A 16,237-nucleotide genomic window follows, 5' to 3' on the forward strand; every position below is an offset into this window, starting at 1 on the left:
ATGGTTCGAGACGGCCGCTTCGCGGCCTCCTCACCATGAGGGACTCGAGCAGGGCAAACTGGTGCCTGCTCGCCGTCCTCACGCCAGCGCGGTCGGAGGCTCGGAGCCGCCACCCTGGCGGGCTTCCAGCGCGGCGATCCGGGCCTTCAGGGCTTCGTTCTCTTCGCGGGTGAGGCGGACCATTTCCTTGAACGCCTCGAACTCTTCGCGCTTCACCAGATCGAGGTCGCGCAGGATCTTCTCGGCCTGGCTGCGCACCACCCCGTCGATCTCGCGCTTGACGCCCTGGGCGGCACCGGCAGCGTCGTTCATCAGGCGGCCGATCTCGTCGAAAAGCCGGTTGTTGGTCTGGGTCATGGTCGAGATCTCCGTCGCGCGTCTTGCGCGGTTGCAAGCCAAACGGGCGTTGGCGGTGACAATGGCGATGGATCGGGCCTACTTCAAGGCCGCCTGGCGGGACCTGCGCCGGCCCGATCCGATTTGCCATTCCTTGCGACGTTCGCACCCCCGTCGCAAGGTCGATTTAAGCATCGGTCTGGACGACACGCGGCGCCAATTGACGCTGTACCGTTGCGGGCTTTGGAGATAAGCCAAACGAACAATGCCATTCTTCGCCGTCGCCTTTCCCGTGTTCGATCCGGTGGCCGTCGCGATCGGTCCGTTCGCGATCCGCTGGTACGCGCTGGCTTACATTGCCGGCATCGTCATCGGCTGGCTGTATGCCCGGATGCTTCTGCAGCGACAGCGGCTGTGGGGCGGCCCGTCGCCGATCTCGCTGGAAGCGTTCGACGACTTCATCCTGTGGATCACCATCGGCATCATTCTCGGCGGCCGCACCGGCTACGTGCTGTTCTACAATCTCGACTTCTTCATCCGGCATCCGGCTGAGATCTTCGAGCTGTGGAAAGGCGGCATGTCGTTCCACGGCGGCTTCATGGGCTGCGTGCTGGCGGTCGTGCTGTTCGGGTGGAAACGCAAGGTGCCGATCCTGTCGCTCGGCGACATCACCTGCGCGGTCGGCCCGATCGGGCTGTTCCTTGGCCGCATCGCCAACTTCATCAACGGCGAATTGTGGGGCCGCCCGGCCGATGCCTCGGTGCCGTGGGCGATGGTGTTTCCCAATGCCGGTCCGCTGCCGCGGCATCCGAGCCAGCTCTATGAAGCCGGCCTCGAAGGCATCGGGCTGTTCGTGATCCTGGCGCTGATGATCCGCGCCGGCGCCCTGAAGCGGCCGGGCCTGATCATCGGTGCGTTTCTCACCTTCTATGGCCTCGCCCGCATCACCGGCGAATTCTTCCGCGAGCCCGATCCGCAGCTCGGCTTCCTGTGGGGCGGCCTGACCATGGGCATGCTGCTGTCGGTCCCAATGGTGATCGTCGGCATCGGCGTGATGATCACGACCTGGCGACGTGGGCGCGTCACGCCCGCTGCGGCGACGACACCTTCCAGCGAGGCAGCCTCATGATCGACCAGACGGCCCTCGCCACCGAGATCAAGCGGCTGATCAAGGCCGCCGGCCCGATGCCGGTGTGGCGCTATATGGAATTGTGCCTCGGCCACCCCGAGCACGGCTATTACGTCACCCGCGATCCGCTCGGGCGCGAAGGCGACTTCACCACCTCGCCCGAGATCAGCCAGATGTTCGGCGAACTGCTCGGGCTGTGGTCGGCTTCGGTGTGGAAGGCTGCCGACGAGCCGGAGACGCTGCGGCTGATCGAGATCGGCCCGGGCCGCGGCACGTTGATGGCGGACGCGCTGCGCGCGCTGCGGGTGCTGCCGGTCCTGTACCAGTCGCTCAGCATCCATCTGGTCGAGATCAATCCGGTGCTGCGCCAGAAGCAGCAGACCCTACTGGCCGGCATCCGCAACATTCACTGGCACGACAGTTTCGATGACGTGCCGGAAGGCCCTGCGGTCATCCTCGCCAACGAATACTTCGACGTGCTGCCGATCCATCAGGCGATCAAGCGCGAGACCGGCTGGCACGAACGGGTGATCGAGATCGGCGCATCCGGCGAGTTGGTGTTCGGCGTCGCCGCCGATCCGATCCGCGGCTTCGAGGCATTGCTGCCGCCGCTGGTGCGGCTGGCGCCGCCCGGCGCCGTGTTCGAATGGCGGCCCGACACCGAGATCCTGAAGATCGCCAGCCGGGTGCGCGATCAGGGCGGTGCGGCGCTGATCATCGATTACGGCCATCTGCGCAGCGATGTCGGCGACACCTTCCAGGCGATCGCCAGCCACAGCTATGCCGATCCGCTGCAGCATCCCGGCCGCGCCGACCTCACCGCGCATGTCGATTTCGATGCGCTCGGTCGCGCCGCCGAGAGCGTCGGCGCCCGCGCCCATGGCCCGGTGACGCAAGGCACATTCCTGAAGCGGCTCGGCATCGAGACGCGCGCGCTGTCGCTGATGGCCAAGGCGACGCCGCAGGTGTCCGAAGACATCGCCGGCGCGCTGCAGCGCCTGACCGGCGAAGGCCGCGGCGCGATGGGCTCGATGTTCAAGGTGATCGGGGTGTCCGATCCGAAGATCGAAACGCTGGTCGCGCTCAGCGACGATACCGACCGCGAAGCCGAGCGCCGGCAAGGGACCCACGGATGATCATTACCTCGCCGCTGCTCGGCGCCGCGCCGGGCCTGCGCCATGCTTTTTTCACCCGCGAGGGCGGTGTGTCGGACGGCATCTATGCCGGCCTGAACGGCGGCATCGGCTCCAACGACGATCCGGCCAAGGTCGCCGAGAACCGGCGGCGGATGGCAGAAGCGCTCGGCGTCACGCCGGAGCGTTTCCTCACCGTCTATCAGGTGCACTCGCCGGACGTCGCCGTCGCCGAAGCGCCGTGGGACCAGGCGAGCCGGCCGAAGGCAGACGCCATCGTGACCCGCACGCCGGGCCTGGCGATCGGCGTCACCACGGCCGATTGCGGCCCGATCCTGTTCGCCGACCCGACCGCGCAGGTGATCGGCGCCGCCCATGCCGGCTGGAAGGGCGCGCTGACCGGCGTTCTGGAATCCACGCTGGACGAGATGGAGCGGCTCGGCGCCCAGCGCAGCCGCGTGGTCGCGGCGATCGGTCCGCTGATCCGGCAGCCTTCTTATGAAGTCGGCGACGAGTTCGTCGCCCGCTTCACCGCGGCTAACCCGGCCCATGCGGCCTTCTTCACTGAAGCCGAGCGGCCCGGCCACGCGATGTTCGATCTCGGCGGCTTCATCCGGATGCGGCTCGAGGCCGCCGGCGTCGGCATGATCGACGACCTCGGCATCGACACTTATCCGGACGAGCGGTTCTTCTCCTATCGCCGCACCACCCATCGGAGCGAGCCCGACTACGGCCGCCACGTCCACGCCATCGTGCTCGACCCCGCCTGAGGCCGGCCAAGCCTCGCCGAAGCTGCCAAAGATGAACGGGAATTAACCACGTTCGTTTACGCCCGAGGCGACGGCAACAGATCTAATATTCTGAAAATTTTAGAGAAATTGATTTCGGCAGCCTGCAAAGGATTAACCTGGTACTCGCCCCGCCCTAGACCTTAATGCATTTTAACGATATCGCTTCCGTCGTTCGGCGGCCGCTGCGCCGCGCTTTCGACGGGACCCTGCATGTTGGCTCGCCTGCCCCGCCAGATTGCCACGCGCACCACGCGCACCGCCCTCCTGCTCACTTTGCTGACCGGCCTCGCCGGCTGCGTTACCCAAGGCGGCACCGGCCCGATGGCCTCGGCTGGCGGCAGCGGCGTCGCGTTCGAATCCATCGACGGCCCGCCGCCGCAGGTGTTCGACCGCATGGTCGCGGTGCTCGACAGCGAATCCAAGCTGCGCCAAATCCCGGTGGTGTCGCGCGAAGGCGGCGCGGCTTATCGCGTCCGCAGCTATCTGTCGGCACAGGTCCGCGGCAACCGCACCAATATCGCCTGGGTGTGGGATGTGTACGATCGCAACCAGCAGCGCACGCTGCGGCTGTCGGGCGAGGAACCGGCCGGCAACGGCCGCGATGCCTGGCAGCAGGCCGATGATGTCGTGCTGCGCCGGATCGCGCAGGCCGGCTTCACCGGGTTGAGCGGCTTGGTGAACGGCGGGTTACCTGCCGACACCGCACCCGCCGCAGCCCCGGCCGAGCGCGGCCCCGCGATCGCAAGCGCCGAGCCGGCACCGGCCGCGAGCAGCGATGCGCCCTCTGCAGCCCTGAGTTTCGCTGCGCGCTGATTGCTGCAATTGCACGCTACATAGGTCGAATCCGCACCGGAAAACCGTCACAACGGGTTGCCATCGCTGGCGACCGGCTGGTATCACCTCGCTCGCAAAACAGTCCGATTTCGCGAGTCAACCGATATGCTGAACGTAGTATCCACCGCGCCGAGGGGGACGCGTCGATGTCGGGCAAGAACGGATCGGTCAAACTGGTCGCCGGCAATTCCAACCCGGCTCTGGCGCGCGACATCGCCGAATGGCTGAAGATGCCGCTCACCAAAGCGAGCGTCCGCCGCTTCGCCGATAACGAAGTCTTCGTCGAGATCCAGGAGAACGTCCGCGGCTCGGACGTGTTCATCATCCAGTCGACGTCGTTTCCGGCCAACGACCACCTGATGGAACTTCTGATCATCACCGACGCGCTGCGCCGTGCCTCGGCGCGCCGTATCACCGCGGTGATCCCGTATTTCGGCTACGCCCGCCAGGACCGTAAGGTCGGCTCGCGTTCGCCGATCTCGGCCAAGCTGGTCGCCAACCTGATCACCCATGCCGGCGTCGACCGGGTGATGACGCTGGACCTGCACGCCGGCCAGATCCAGGGCTTCTTCGACATCCCGACCGACAACCTCTACGCCTCGCCGGTGATGGTGCGCGACATCAAGGAGCGCTTCGACCTGTCGAAGGTGATGGTGGTGTCGCCCGACGTCGGCGGCGTGGTCCGCGCCCGCGGCCTCGCCAAGCGCCTCAACACCCCGCTGGCGATCATCGACAAGCGCCGCGAGCGCGCCGGTGAGTCCGAAGTGATGAACGTGATCGGCGACGTCGCCGGCTACACCTGCATCCTGCTCGACGACATCGTCGACTCCGGCGGCACGCTGGTGAACGCCGCCGAAGCGCTGCTCGCGAACGGCGCGACCGCGGTCTCCGCCTACATCACCCACGGCGTGCTGTCGGGCGGCGCCTGCGCCCGCATCAGCAACTCCAAGCTCAAAGAGCTGGTGATCACCGACTCGATCCAGGCCACCGAAGGCGTCTGCAAGGCGCCGAACATCCGCACCATCACCATCGCGTCCCTGATCGCCGAAGCGATCGGCCGTACCGCGGCGGAAGAGTCGGTGTCGAGCCTGTTCGACTAAGTTTCCCTGATCTCCGTCGTCATTCGACGCAATCAGCCTCTCTTTTGTCATTCCGGGGCGCGAGCAGAGCTCGCGAACCCGGAATCCATAATCACCGCCGGTGCTGTGGAGCACGGCGGGACGACGGCTGTGCGCAACTCAAGAACACAGGGAATATGGATTCCGGGTTCGCGCTTCGCGCGCCCCGGAATGACGAACGAGATGTGGCGCGTTGGGGCACAGGTACCGCCCCGCAATCACCGACGCTTCTCTAACTACACGATCCCCGCCGCGACCTGGCCGCGCAGGCGTTCGAGGCTGAGCAGGGTGTCGGCGCAGGCGTGGGCGACTTCGGCGCCCTTGGCGGCGAAGTGCCGCTGGAAGTGCTCGGTGTCCGACTCGCCGCGCTCGAAGCTGTGCGGCGTCGCCACCGCGGAGAACACCGGCACCTCGGTCTTGAGCTGCACGTCCATCAGCGCCTGGATCACCGTCTGGGCGACAAAGCCGGTGAGACCGTCGTCGACCACGAGGCCGGCGGCGACGATCGCGGTGTAGCGGCGGGTCTTCGCCAGCGTCTGCACGTGCAGCGGAATCTCAAACGAGCCAGGCACCTCGAACAGGTCGACCTGCGAGGCGACGATGCCGCGCTCGACGATCTCGCGCACGAACGACTCCCAGCAACCGACGACCACGTCGCGATGCCACGACGACTGCACGAAGGCGACGCGCTGCGGCTTGGCGAAGCGCGGATACGACCGCTCGGCCGGCGGCGGCGCAGTCTCGGCAGGATCGGTCACGGTTTCGGTCATCGGTGGGCTCACTGGGCTGTCATCTGAAGGTCGGCTCAGGCTACCAGCGGCCGCCCCTGAATCAAAGGTTGACCATGCGGCGAAAGACTCGTGTGGAGCGAATTCCGCGCCCCGGACTCGGCTGACGCGAATCCGATTCCGTTTTGTTCTCGCGCCGCTCGCTCCGCTGTGGAGGGTTACTCTTTGGTTGTGGAATTGGCGAAGCCCGGGATTGCGCCGATTCCGCAAATCACATCATTTCATCCCTGCAACCTCGGTTCGTCCGGACTAATCCTTCCGACGCGAGCACAGGTACAGGCGCGTACCGGCCTGCCTCATGCGTATCAGCATATTCCAACGTAAGGTCGAGACGGCATGCCCTTGCTCGAAGGCATCATCGATTCACGAAATAATCCGCTCGCGGTCGTCGAAGACATCGCGGCATCGAACGACCTCGCCTTCGAGCGTTCCGGCGAGGATGAAATCACCATCGTCGCCAAGGGCCAGTGGACCGACTACACGCTGTCGTTCACCTGGATGAACGAGATCGAAGCGCTGCATCTGGCCTGTGCGTTCGATATGAAAGTGCCGGCGGCGCGACGCAACGAAACGCTACGGCTGATCGCGGCGATCAACGAACAGCTCTGGGTCGGACATTTCGACGTGTGGAATCACACAGGCACCGTGATGTACCGCCAGGCGCTGGTTCTGCCGGGCGGACTGGCGGCCACCGAAGCGCAGTGCGAGACCATGCTGATCAGCGCGATCCACGCCTGCGAGCGTTACTACCCGGCGATCCAGTTCACGGTGTGGGCCGGCAAGACCGCCGCCGAAGCGATGAGCGCGGCGATGTTCGACACTCAGGGCGAGGCGTGAGCCAGGCGCCGCGCATCGTCGTTCGCGACGGCGCCTCCGAGCTCGACCGCGCCGCGATCCTGCGCGCGCTGATCACCCACAATGAGAAGGCCGGCGGCCCGTCTGGCTTTCAGCAAGTCTGTCTCGTGGTCGAAGACCCTGACACCGGCGAGACCAAAGGCGGACTGTGGGGCCGGATCATTTACGACTGGCTGTTCGTCGAATTCCTTGCCGTCCCGGAGACGGCGCGTCGCAGCGGGCTCGGCACCGATCTGCTGAGCCGCGCCGAGCAGATCGCCAAGGACCGCGGCTGCGCCGGGGTGTGGCTCGATACCTATCAGTTTCAGGCCCCCGACTTTTATCGCAAGCACGGCTATCAGGAGTTCGGCCGCATCGCCGATCACCCGCGCGGATCGCAGCGCCTGTTTTTCATGAAGACCTTCTGATCGCTGCGCGCGGGGCACCGCGCTTGTGACCCCTGCGAGCATCCAATAAAACCCAGCCAGAACACGCCGCCGTCGCGGCGCGGATGGATGTTTGCGATGACCAGCTCTGCTCAATCTCCCCTGCAACAGCTCGGCGGCACGGTGGTTCTCGCCGGCGCCGGCAAGATGGGCGGCGCGCTGCTCACCGGCTGGCTGGCGCAGGGGCTGGACGGCGGCGACGTCGTGGTGATCGAGCCGCATCCGACCGACGAGATCGCCGCGCTGAGCGCCCGTGGCGTCCGCCTCAACGCCTCCGCCGGCGATGTCGGCGCGGTCTCGACGCTGGTGGTCGCGGTGAAGCCGCAGATGTTCGCCGAAGCCGCCGCGGCACTGCGCAGCTACGTCGGGCCCTCCACCCTGGTGGTGTCGATCATGGCCGGCAAGCCGATCGCGGCGCTCTCCGAGCAGCTCGGCGGCCACGTCGTCCGCGCGATGCCGAACACGCCGGCCGCGATCGGCCGCGGCATCACCGTCGCGGTCGCGGCCTCTAGCGTCACCCCCGCACAGCGCGGCATTGCCGATGCGCTGCTGCGCGCCACCGGCGGCGTCGAATGGGTCGACGACGAAGCCCTGATCGATGCCGTCACGGCGGTGTCCGGCTCGGGCCCGGCCTACGTGTTCCTGCTTGCCGAAGAACTCGCGCGCGCCGGCGTCGAAGCCGGCCTGCCCGAAGCCCTTGCCATGACGCTCGCTCGCGCTACCGTCGCCGGCTCCGGCGAGCTGCTGCACCGCTCAGACCTCGATGCCGCCACGCTGCGCAAGAACGTCACCTCCCCCGGCGGCACCACCGCCGCGGCGCTCGAAGTGCTGATGGCGGACGACGGATTCCGCCCGCTGCTGACCCGCGCGGTCGCCGCAGCGACCAAGCGGTCGAAGGAACTGGCGAAGTAGGCAACGCTGCGAAGCGTCGTCCGCGGGCTTGACCCGCGGACCCATCGCACGCGCAAGCGCGCCGAGATAACGCTCTGCACATTTCACGAAGAGGATGGATCGCCGGGTCGAGTGTTCAGCCCGGAGACATAGTCGACACGTGTTCGGAGACATGACCGACACTTTCCACGCCCGTCAAGTCGATGGTGGCGACTTGGTGGGCAGCGAAGAACACGCCGTATTTGCCGTCGGTGGAGAGCGGCCTGATGGCCAAGCGCTCTCCGGCGAAGGCTTGCGGCACCTTCCACAAACGACCTTTGAAGCTGACATAGGCCTTGGTTTTCGAGACGGATCGGACGATGTCGCGCTCATCGTATTCTGGAGCCGGCAGGCGGTCCGGCAGAGAACGCCGGCTCGGCTGGTAGCGATCAGCAGGCACCAGCTGGCCTAGCGACTCGTGAGGGCGCTCGAAGTTGTACACCTCGCGCCAGGAATCGAAGGCACGTTGCGCCTCGGCGAGGTCGCGCAAGGGCCGCAGTGCAAACACCTCGTCGTCCAGCGTACGATGAAAACGCTCGTTCTTGCCGCGGCTCTGCGGGTGATAGGGACGACTACGGATCACCCTGATGCCGAGCTTGAGCAGCCACACCGAGAACCATGTCCAGCGCTCGCCGGAACTGTCCGACCACGGCGAGCCGTTGTCGACGAAGATCGTGTCGGGCAAGCCGTAGTGCCGGAACGTCGTTTGCAGCCTGTCCTGCACGGTTTCGCCGCGCTGATCGGCGCAAGCCTGGAGGCACAGATCGTAGCGTGAGTGATCGTCCACCACGGTCAGCGGATGGCAGCGGACGTCGTTGCCGAGCCGAACCCAGCCTTTGAAGTCCATCTGCCAAAGCATGTTCGGCGCCGGCATCTCGAACCGCAGCGTCGCCGGTGGACCGCCGGCGGCAGGCTTGATCCGGCCGTGCCGGCGCAGGATCTCGTGGATCGTCGACACCGCCGGAGCGTGCTGTCCGGACCGCTCCATCGAGCTGGCGATCTTGCGCGCGCCCCATGCCGGATGCGCATCACGAACCGCCAGCACCTGTGCCTCACACGCCGCCGAGGTCTGCCGCGGGCTGTCGTGCGGCCGCCGCGACAGGTCGGCGAGATCACCTCCGGCCGCCCATCGCTCCAACCATTTGTAGCCGGTCGTCCAATGAATGCCGAACCGCCGGCACAGCTCGCGCCGGTTCGCCCCCTCCTGCATCGCAAGCCGTACGAACTCGCGTCTCTGATCCACTGCCGACACCTCACGCCAGGGCATGGACTTGGCCTCCAACCGCCAAATCCAGCCACTATGATGCGTCGACTATGTCTCCGAACACCCGTAGGTCATGTCTCCGGGCTGAACATCGAGCCCGGCGATGACTATCTTCGGTTGGCGGCGCCGCCCCACACACCCACGTCGTCGCCCGGCTTGACCGGGCGATCTAGTATTCCGGAACGCCGGTTAGTTACAACAGCCGTCCTGCAATACTGGATCACCCGCATACGCGGGTGATGACGGCGGAGAGTGGGGTTAGCGCTTCGGCCTACACCGGCACCCGCACCGTCGCGCGCAGGCCGCCCATTGGGCTGTCGCCGAGGGTGATGTCGCCGCCATGCGAGCGGGCGATGTCGCGGGCGATGGCGAGGCCCAGCCCGGTGCCGCCTTCGTCCTGGTTGCGGGCGTCGTCGAGCCGCAGGAACGGCTTGAACACTTCCTCGCGCATTGCCATGGGAATGCCGGGCCCGTCGTCGTCGATCGTCACCGTCAGATAGCGGTGATCGCGTGCGCCCGTGATCGCGATGGTATGAGCGTGGCGGGCGGCGTTCGACACCAGATTGGCGAGGCAGCGCTTGAATGAGGCCGGTTTCACCGTCACCACCGGCTGACCGGTGAAGGCGACGCTGACCACGTGGCCGTGGCGTTCGGCGTCGGAGCGCAGTTCCTCGAGCGCGGCCGCCATGTCGGTGGGCTGCGCCTGCTCGCCGCTGTCGCCGCGCGCGAACGCCAGATACGCTTCCAGCATCGCCGACATCTCATCGACGTCCTTGCGCATCCCCTCGGTCTCGGGCGCATCACCGATCAGTTCGAGTTCGAGCTTGAAGCGGGTCAGGATGGTGCGCAGGTCGTGGCTGACGCCCGCGAGCATCGCGGTGCGCTGTTCGATCGAGCGCTCGACACGGGCCTTCATCTCGATGAACGCATAGGCGGCGCGCCGCACTTCGCGGGCGCCGCGCGGCCGGAAGTTCGGCACGTCGCGGCCTTTGCCGAAGCTCTCGGCGGCGTCCGCGAGCCGCAGCACCGGCCGGATCTGATTGCGCAGGAACAGCACCGCGACGATCAGCAGCACCGTCGACGTGCCGACCATCCATAACAGGAAGATCTCGGAGTTCGACGCGTAGGCCGCGCTACGCAGCGCAAACACCCGCATCACCGCATCGTCGAGCTGAATGCGGATTTCGACCAGGCTGGAGCGACCCACGGTGTCGATCCAGAACGGCCGTGCGATCTGCCGGCTGATCTGCTTGCTGATCGATTGATCGAGCAGCGAGAAAAACGGCTTCGGCCCGGGCGGCGGCATTTCTCCGGGCCCGAGGAAGTCGACCACCAGGCCCAGCCGGCTCTGCGCGATCCGCCGCAGCACCGCCTTGTCCTTGTCCTGCGGATAGCTCTTGTAGACGTCGATCAGCGTCGCGATGTCCTGCACCACCGCCGCCGACAGCCGCTGTGTCACCGTGTTCCAGTGCCGCTCCATGAACACGAAGGCGATCACCGACTGCAGCAGCACCATCGGCACGATGATGATCAGCAGCGCACGGGCATACAGCCCCTTCGGCATGAAATCGTTGAAGCGCTGCCCCAGATAACCATTGGCCGCCGACACCCGCCCATAGGCAGAGCGGATCAGCGTCAGCCCGGTGTCGAGCGTGCTCATGACACGGCTCGCCGGATAGAGCGCACAACGCCGATTTCAGCGTCAATGCTGAAAGCAATACCCTCGCCAAAAGCACGGCGAGCCCCCTCGCCCCGCCCTTGCGGGGAGAGGGTTGGGGTGAGGGGCTGCGGCGTATCCACCAGTGCCAACCTCTGCGATGAACGTCGTGCCAAGCCCCTCACCCGGCGCGCGAACGCGCGCCGACCTCTCCCCGCGCAGGGCGGGGAGAGGTTGCGTCGTGCATGGTGAAAGGCCGTGCTCATGTTCGGAGGCCCGGCCTACGGCGCCGCCACCAGGCGATAGCCGATGCCGCGGACGGCTTGCAGGAACAGCGGGTTGGCGGGGTCGCGCTCGATCTTGCGGCGCAGGCGGTTGATCTGGACGTCGACCGCGCGCTCATTGGCATTACCGGCGCCGGACAGATCGCCGCGCGGCACCGTCTCGCCGGGCGCGGCCGCCAGCATCCGCAGCATGTCGCGCTCGCGGTCGGTCAAATGGACGATCTCGTCGCCCTGGCGCAGTTCGCCGCGCTCGATGTGAAACACGTAAGGCCCGAACGCCACCGTCTCGGCCTTGGCGGCCGGCGCCGGCGCGGTGCGCTTGAGGATATTGCCGATCCGCAGCAGCAATTCGCGCGGCTCGAACGGCTTGGCGACGTAGTCGTCGGCGCCGATCTGCAGTCCCTCGATCCGGCTCTCCGCCTCGTGCCGGGCGGTCAGCATGACGATCGGCACGTCCGAGGTTTCGCGGATCGAGCGGGCGAGATCGAAACCGGTCTCACCCGGCATCATCACGTCGAGGATCAAAAGATCGAAGTCGAGGCCGGCGAGCTTGGCGCGGGCGTCGCGCACGCTCTGCGCGGTGGTCACCCGATAGCCTTCGGAGGCGAGAAATCGCGACAGCAGATCGCGGATGCGGCGATCGTCGTCGACCAGCAGCAGATGCGGCGCATCGTCGGCGGGGCGGATCGGTTTCTTCGCCAGTGCTGCGAGCTGGATCACGTCACGTCCTTTGCGGTGGCGCCGCCGTGCAGGATGGTCTGGAGCACCTTGTCCGGATCGTCCCGATCGATCATGGCGCGCAGAAATTTGGCGACTGCCTCTGCGCCGCCGGGAGCGAGGTCGCGCAGCGCGCGATCGATCCGCTCGGTCTGCAGCCGGGCCAGTTTCTCCACCAGCGCCTCGCCCTTCGGGGTGGCGAAAAGAAGGCGCTGGCGACGGTCGCTGTCGCCGGCCTTCTGCACGATGTAGCCCTCGTCCAGCAGCTGCTTCAGCACCCGGCTGAGCGACTGTTTGGTGATCCGCAGCACGTCGAGCAGGTCGGCCACCGTCAGGCCGGGATAACGGCAGACGAAATGCACCACGCGGTGGTGGGCGCGGCCGAATCCGAACGCTTCGAGCACATGGTCGGCGTCACCGACGAAGTCCCGATAGGCGAAGAACAGCAGCTCGATGATGTCCCACCGCGGCGGATGCGGATCGGGGGCGGCCGGCGAGCGCTCGCCGGACGGCCGGACCATCTCGTTGAAATTTATGTCAGCCATGTTGACATATCAGGTCTTTATGTTACAAAACCGCCGACCAAGACGAAATAATCGACTATTCCGCTTGCGACCCCTGCCCGTGCAGTCCGATAAAGGAAGCTGCCCGGCAGCCTGCATGCGATGGTCGGACGGCTCGGCGGAAACATTAGCGGAGTTCGGCAATTCCGCCAAAACATCTCCCGGCGATGCGCCGGGACCGATAACCACTTTTGCGGCGGGCTTTCGATAGCCGGTTCCGCGACAACCACGGACACCCGCAGGCGCGCCGGTCCAGGAGAAGATCGATGGGAGTTTCGTTCGATAAGATCGACGGCTCGCTCTGGCTGAACTTCGACATCCAGCCCTCGGCGAACCCGACCCCCGACAAGGAACGCGACGCGAAGCTGGAAAACCTCGGCTTCGGCCGGGTCTTCACCGACCACATGGCGATCGTTCGCTTCGACCAGGCGCACGGCTGGCACGGCGCCCGCATTGAGGCGCGCTCGAACTTCGCGCTCGACCCGGCCCACGCCGTGCTGCACTACGCGCAGGAAATCTTCGAAGGCCTCAAGGCCTACAAGCGCGACGACGGCGGCGTGAACCTGTTCCGCCCCGACGCCAATGCGCGGCGCTTCCGCGACAGCGCCGACCGCATGGCGATGGCGCAGCTGCCCGAGCAGGTGTTCATCGAGGCAATCGAGCAGCTGGTGAAGATCGACCGCAACTGGATCCCGGGCGGCGAAGGCAGCCTGTATCTGCGGCCGTTCATGATCGCCAGCGAGGTGTTCCTCGGCGTCAAGCCGTCGGCGGAGTACATCTTCTCGGTGATCGCCTCGCCGGTCGGCTCGTACTTCAAGGGCGGCCCCGCCCCGGTGTCGATCTGGGTGTCGGAAACCTATACCCGCGCGGCGGTCGGCGGCACCGGCGGCGTCAAGTGCGGCGGCAACTACGCCGCCAGCTTGCGCGCCCAGGCCGAGGCGATCGAACGCGGCTGCGACCAAGTGGTGTTCCTCGATGCGCTCGAGCGCCGCTACGTCGAAGAGCTCGGCGGCATGAACGTGTTCTTCGTGTTCGACGACGGTTCGCTGTCGACGCCGCCGCTCGGCACCATCCTGCCCGGCATCACCCGCGACTCGATCATCACGCTGGCGCGCGACGCCGGCCGCGTGGTCCGCGAGGAGCCGTACACGATCGATCAGTGGCGCGCCGACGCGGCCTCCGGCAAGCTCAAGGAAGCATTCGCCTGCGGCACCGCCGCGGTGATCTCGCCGATCGGCAAGGTGTGCTCGAACCACGGCGACTTCACCATCAACGGCGGCCAGGCCGGCGAGGTGGCAATGGGCCTGCGCAAGCAGCTCGTCGACATCCAATACGGCCGCACCCCCGACAAGCACGGCTGGATCCGCAAGGTGATCTGAGCCACCTCGCGACGAGTCATTCCGGGGCGCTGACGAAGTCAGCGAACCCGGAAGCTCTTTGGTAACAAACTCGAGATTCCGGGTTCGCGCTACGCGCGCCCCGGAATGACGTTGCCTACACCATCGACACGAGCACGATACGCTCCCTCACCCCCGCCCTCTCCCGCAGGCGGGAGAGGGAGCGCGCGGTGCTCGGGGCGCAGGCAATGCGCGGACGCACAGACGCCCAACTACCTCCGCCCGAACAGCTTCTCGATATCGGCCAGCGTCAGCTCGACGTAGGTCGGGCGGCCGTGGTTGCATTGGCCGGAATTCGGCGTGGCTTCCATCTCGCGCAGCAGCGCGTTCATCTCTTCCGGCTTGAGCACGCGCCCGGCGCGGACCGAGCCGTGGCAGGCCATGGTGGCGGCGACGTGCATCAGGCGGCGCTCCAGCGGCAGCGCTTCGTCCCATTCGGCCATGTGCTCGGCGAGATCGCGCAGCAGGCCTGACGCATCGGTCTTGCCGAGCAGCGACGGCGTTTCGCGTACCGCCACCGCGCCGGGACCGAAGCTCTCGATCACCAGGCCGAACTTGGCCAGCTCTTCGGCCCGCGCCACCAAGCGCTCGACGGTCGCCTCGTCCATCTCGACGATGTCGGGGATCAGCAGGATCTGGCGCTGTACGCCGTTGGCGTCGAGCGAGGCTTTGAGCCGCTCATAGACGATCCGCTCGTGCGCGGCGTGCTGATCGATCACGATGAGACCGTCGCGGGTCTGCGACACGATGTAGGTCTCGTGGATCTGAGTGCGCGCAGCTCCGAGCGGCCGGTCGAGCAGATCCGGCGTCACCTCGGTCGGACGAATGTCGGCGCTCGGCGCGCCGACATCGAACGTCGCCTGCGCGCGCTCGGCGAACGATGGCGCGGCGCTGCCGCCGACCGGATAGGACGGCGACGAACGCCAATCCCAATTCGCCGGCGGCATCGAGGCGGGACGAAACGTCGAGATCACGCTGCTGGCACTGTTGGCGGCGGTCCGGCGGCCTTCGCGCGCGAGGCCTTCCTTCAGCGCGTGCACGATCAGCGCGCGGACCAGACCGGAGTTGCGAAAGCGCACCTCGGTCTTGGCCGGGTGGACGTTGGCGTCGACCTCGCGCGCATCCAGCGTGACGAACAGCGCCACCACCGGATGACGGTCGCGCGGCAAGTAGTCCGAATAGGCGGCGCGCACTGCGCCGAGGATCAGCTTGTCGCGCACCGGGCGGCCGTTGACGAACAGATACTGCCCGAGCGCATTGGCTTTGGTCAGCGACGGCGCCGCCGCGAAGCCTTCGACGATCACGCCCTCGCGCTCGGCACGGACTTCGATGGCGTTGGCGCGAAACTCGGCGCCGAGAATGTCGCCGAGCCGGATCAGTTGCCCCGGCGCGCCCGGCAGTGCCGCCGCCCAGGTCACCGGCGCGCGCTCTTCACCGGCCAGCGTGAAGGCCACGTCCGGCCGCGCCATCGCCAGCCGCCGCACCACTTCGCGGATCGCTTCGGCCTCGGTGCGATCGGTCTTGAGAAACTTCAGCCGCGCCGGCGTTGCAAAGAACAGATCGGCGACTTCGACGCGGGTGCCTTGGCTCAAGGCCGCCGGCGCGATCGGAGTCTTGTCGCCGCCTTCGACCCGCAGGCTCCAGGCGTGCGGCTCGGTGGCATGGCGCGTGGTGATCGACAGCCGCGCCACTGCGCCGATCGACGGCAGCGCTTCGCCGCGAAACCCGAGCGTGCGGATCTGCAGCAGGTCCTCGTCGTCGAGCTTGGAGGTCGCATGGCGATCGACCGCCAGCGCGAGATCGGCTGCCGTCATGCCGGAGCCGTCGTCGGCGATGACGATCTTCCGCCGCCCGCCGCCGTCCGAGAAGATGTCGATCCGGCTGGCGCCGGCATCGATCGCATTCTCGACCAGCTCCTTCACCACGCTCGCCGGCCGCTCCACCACCTCGCCGGCGGCGATGCGGTTGACGATGGTTTCGGGAAGCTGGCGGACGGGCATGGGAACCGAGCGACTC

General features: G+C 66.8%; 17 protein-coding genes. 10 read left to right on the forward strand and 7 right to left on the reverse strand.

What is annotated here, in order from left to right; genetic code table 11:
• Nucleotides 1-78: 78 nt before the first annotated feature.
• Nucleotides 79-357, reverse strand: coding sequence for an accessory factor UbiK family protein (locus tag LRC39_RS22030; RefSeq protein ID WP_011159891.1), 279 nt, complete (start codon nt 355-357; stop codon nt 79-81).
• Here LRC39_RS22030 and LRC39_RS22035 point away from each other — a divergent pair.
• The 6 genes from LRC39_RS22035 to LRC39_RS22060 all read left to right on the forward strand — a co-directional run bounded on the left by LRC39_RS22035 (nt 356) and on the right by LRC39_RS22060 (nt 5,323).
• Nucleotides 356-589 (forward strand): hypothetical protein, encoded by a 234-nt coding sequence (locus LRC39_RS22035; RefSeq protein ID WP_346295634.1) that lies wholly within the window; start codon nt 356-358, stop codon nt 587-589. The genes LRC39_RS22030 and LRC39_RS22035 overlap by 2 nt on opposite strands.
• A 12-nt stretch (nt 590-601) precedes the next feature.
• Nucleotides 602-1,465, forward strand: coding sequence for a prolipoprotein diacylglyceryl transferase (gene lgt, locus LRC39_RS22040; protein WP_264053398.1), 864 nt, complete (start codon nt 602-604; stop codon nt 1,463-1,465).
• Nucleotides 1,462-2,601 carry a class I SAM-dependent methyltransferase gene (locus tag LRC39_RS22045; protein WP_346295635.1) on the forward strand — a complete coding sequence of 380 codons (1,140 nt, stop codon included), beginning with the start codon at nt 1,462-1,464 and terminating at the stop codon, nt 2,599-2,601. The genes lgt and LRC39_RS22045 overlap by 4 nt, the downstream gene beginning before the upstream one ends.
• Entirely contained in the window at nt 2,598-3,368 is a 771-nt protein-coding gene (pgeF, locus tag LRC39_RS22050; protein ID WP_346295636.1) for a peptidoglycan editing factor PgeF, read from the forward strand. Before LRC39_RS22045 ends, pgeF begins: the two co-directional genes overlap by 4 nt.
• 231 nt (nt 3,369-3,599) lie before the next feature.
• Nucleotides 3,600-4,202, forward strand: a complete 603-nt coding sequence (locus LRC39_RS22055) for a hypothetical protein (RefSeq protein WP_346295637.1) — start codon at nt 3,600-3,602, stop codon at nt 4,200-4,202.
• Between the two features lie 167 nt (nt 4,203-4,369).
• Entirely contained in the window at nt 4,370-5,323 is a 954-nt protein-coding gene (locus LRC39_RS22060) for a ribose-phosphate pyrophosphokinase (protein ID WP_107345936.1), read from the forward strand.
• A 254-nt stretch (nt 5,324-5,577) separates the two neighbouring features.
• Here the strand turns inward: LRC39_RS22060 and LRC39_RS22065 are convergent, their stop codons facing one another.
• On the reverse strand, nt 5,578-6,111 hold the full coding sequence (locus LRC39_RS22065; RefSeq protein WP_346295638.1) for a 6,7-dimethyl-8-ribityllumazine synthase: 534 nt from the start codon (nt 6,109-6,111) through the stop codon (nt 5,578-5,580).
• Nucleotides 6,112-6,465: 354 nt separating this feature from the next.
• Here LRC39_RS22065 and LRC39_RS22070 point away from each other — a divergent pair, with 354 nt between their 5' ends.
• The 3 genes from LRC39_RS22070 to proC all read left to right on the forward strand — a co-directional run bounded on the left by LRC39_RS22070 (nt 6,466) and on the right by proC (nt 8,321).
• Nucleotides 6,466-6,966 carry a YbjN domain-containing protein gene (locus LRC39_RS22070; protein WP_107345938.1) on the forward strand — a complete coding sequence of 167 codons (501 nt, stop codon included), beginning with the start codon at nt 6,466-6,468 and terminating at the stop codon, nt 6,964-6,966.
• A complete protein-coding gene (locus tag LRC39_RS22075) occupies nt 6,963-7,391 on the forward strand; it encodes a GNAT family N-acetyltransferase (protein ID WP_346295639.1) in 429 nt (142 codons plus the stop codon). Before LRC39_RS22070 ends, LRC39_RS22075 begins: the two co-directional genes overlap by 4 nt.
• 96 nt (nt 7,392-7,487) lie before the next feature.
• Nucleotides 7,488-8,321, forward strand: coding sequence for a pyrroline-5-carboxylate reductase (gene proC / locus LRC39_RS22080; protein WP_430624909.1), 834 nt, complete (start codon nt 7,488-7,490; stop codon nt 8,319-8,321).
• Between the two features lie 115 nt (nt 8,322-8,436).
• Here the strand turns inward: proC and LRC39_RS22085 are convergent, their stop codons facing one another.
• From LRC39_RS22085 to LRC39_RS22100, 4 genes are all read right to left on the reverse strand, one after another.
• A complete protein-coding gene (locus LRC39_RS22085; protein WP_346295641.1) occupies nt 8,437-9,606 on the reverse strand; it encodes an IS481 family transposase in 1,170 nt (389 codons plus the stop codon).
• A 268-nt stretch (nt 9,607-9,874) separates the two neighbouring features.
• Nucleotides 9,875-11,263, reverse strand: a complete 1,389-nt coding sequence (locus LRC39_RS22090; RefSeq protein ID WP_107356901.1) for an ATP-binding protein — start codon at nt 11,261-11,263, stop codon at nt 9,875-9,877.
• Nucleotides 11,264-11,541: 278 nt separating this feature from the next.
• On the reverse strand, nt 11,542-12,264 hold the full coding sequence (locus LRC39_RS22095) for a response regulator (RefSeq protein WP_107345942.1): 723 nt from the start codon (nt 12,262-12,264) through the stop codon (nt 11,542-11,544).
• Entirely contained in the window at nt 12,261-12,806 is a 546-nt protein-coding gene (locus tag LRC39_RS22100; RefSeq protein ID WP_164574107.1) for a MarR family winged helix-turn-helix transcriptional regulator, read from the reverse strand. Before LRC39_RS22100 ends, LRC39_RS22095 begins: the two co-directional genes overlap by 4 nt.
• A gap of 284 nt (nt 12,807-13,090) precedes the next feature.
• Between LRC39_RS22100 and LRC39_RS22105 the strand changes: the two genes are divergently transcribed.
• Nucleotides 13,091-14,203, forward strand: coding sequence for a branched-chain amino acid aminotransferase (locus LRC39_RS22105; RefSeq protein ID WP_346295642.1), 1,113 nt, complete (start codon nt 13,091-13,093; stop codon nt 14,201-14,203).
• Nucleotides 14,204-14,433: 230 nt separating this feature from the next.
• Here the strand turns inward: LRC39_RS22105 and mutL are convergent, their stop codons facing one another.
• On the reverse strand, nt 14,434-16,221 hold the full coding sequence (gene mutL / locus LRC39_RS22110; RefSeq protein WP_346295643.1) for a DNA mismatch repair endonuclease MutL: 1,788 nt from the start codon (nt 16,219-16,221) through the stop codon (nt 14,434-14,436).
• Nucleotides 16,222-16,237: the final 16 nt, after the last annotated feature.

Origin of the sequence: Rhodopseudomonas sp. P1 (genome assembly GCF_039642825.1) — a bacterium.
In the GTDB taxonomy this organism is placed as follows: Bacteria; Pseudomonadota; Alphaproteobacteria; order Rhizobiales; family Xanthobacteraceae; genus Rhodopseudomonas; species Rhodopseudomonas palustris_H.